Genomic DNA, 1538 nt, shown 5'->3' with positions numbered 1-1538 from the left:
GACACCCGTGGCCGTGTGGCGGAGCTGCTGGCGCTGCGTGAGCAGGCCCGGCGCGGGCCGAGTGACCGGGCGACCGAGGCGCAGCACGCGAAGGGCAAGCTGACGGCGCGTGAGCGTATTGAGCTGCTGGTGGATGCGGGTTCGTTCAGGGAGGTCGAGCAGTTGCGCCGGCACCGGGCGACGGGGTTCGGTCTGGAGGCGAAGAAGCCGTACACGGATGGTGTGATCACCGGTTGGGGCACGGTGGAGGGCCGGACGGTCTTCGTCTACGCGCATGATTTCCGGATCTTCGGCGGGGCTTTGGGTGAGGCGCATGCCACGAAGATCCACAAGATCATGGATATGGCGATCTCGGCGGGTGCGCCGTTGGTGTCGCTGAACGATGGTGCGGGTGCCCGTATTCAGGAGGGTGTTTCGGCGCTGGCCGGGTACGGGGGTATCTTCCAGCGCAATACCCGGGCTTCGGGTGTGATTCCGCAGATCAGTGTGATGCTGGGCCCGTGTGCGGGTGGTGCGGCCTACAGTCCCGCTCTGACGGATTTCGTGTTCATGGTGCGTGAGACCTCGCAGATGTTCATCACCGGTCCGGATGTGGTGAAGGCGGTCACCGGTGAGGAGATCTCGCAGAACGGTCTGGGCGGGGCGGATGTGCACGCGGAGACCTCGGGTGTCGCGCATTTCGCGTACGACGACGAGGAGACCTGCATCGCGGAGGTCCGCTACCTGATCGGGATGCTGCCCTCGAACAACCGCGAGAACCCGCCGGTGGTGGCGAGCGACGATCCGGCCGACCGGCGCGGTGACGTCCTGCTGGACCTGGTGCCCGCGGACGGCAACCGCCCCTATGACATGCACAAGGTGATCGAGGAGCTCGTCGACGACGGTGACTGCCTGGAGATCCACGAGCGCTGGGCCCGCAACATCATCTGCGCGCTGGCCCGCCTCGACGGGCAGGTCGTGGGCATCGTCGCCAACCAGCCGCAGGCCCTGGCCGGTGTCCTGGACATCGAGGCGAGCGAGAAGGCCGCCAGGTTCGTCCAGATGTGTGACGCGTTCAACATCCCGATCGTCACTCTTTTGGACGTACCCGGCTTCCTGCCCGGTGTGGATCAGGAGCACGGCGGGATCATCCGGCACGGGGCGAAGCTGCTCTACGCCTACTGCAACGCCACGGTGCCGAGGATCTCGCTGATCCTGCGCAAGGCCTACGGCGGTGCGTACATCGTCATGGACAGCCAGTCCATCGGCGCCGACCTCACCTATGCCTGGCCGACCAACGAGATCGCGGTGATGGGTGCCGAGGGCGCCGCCAACGTCATCTTCCGCCGTCAGATCGCCGAGGCCGAGGACCCCTTGACCATGCGGGTCCGCATGGTCAAGGAGTACAAGGCCGAACTGATGCACCCCTACTACGCCGCAGAGCGCGGACTGGTCGACGACGTCATCGACCCCGCCGAGACCCGCGAGGTCCTGATCGCCTCCCTGGCGATGCTCCGCACCAAGCACGCAGACCTGCCGTCCCGCAAACACGGCAACCC

At 66.4% G+C, this 1538-nt stretch carries 1 protein-coding gene; it reads left to right on the top strand.

From position 1 onward, the window contains the following. The coding region (locus ACIP89_RS37760) for an acyl-CoA carboxylase subunit beta (protein WP_402119021.1) at nucleotides 1-1538 on the top strand (1538 nt) is incomplete at both ends.

The organism is Streptomyces sp. NPDC088730, assembly GCF_044751215.1.
Taxonomy (GTDB): Bacteria; Actinomycetota; Actinomycetes; order Streptomycetales; family Streptomycetaceae; genus Streptomyces.
The sequence above is the reverse complement of the archived record's forward strand: the minus strand, read 5'-3'. Positions and strand labels throughout refer to the sequence as shown.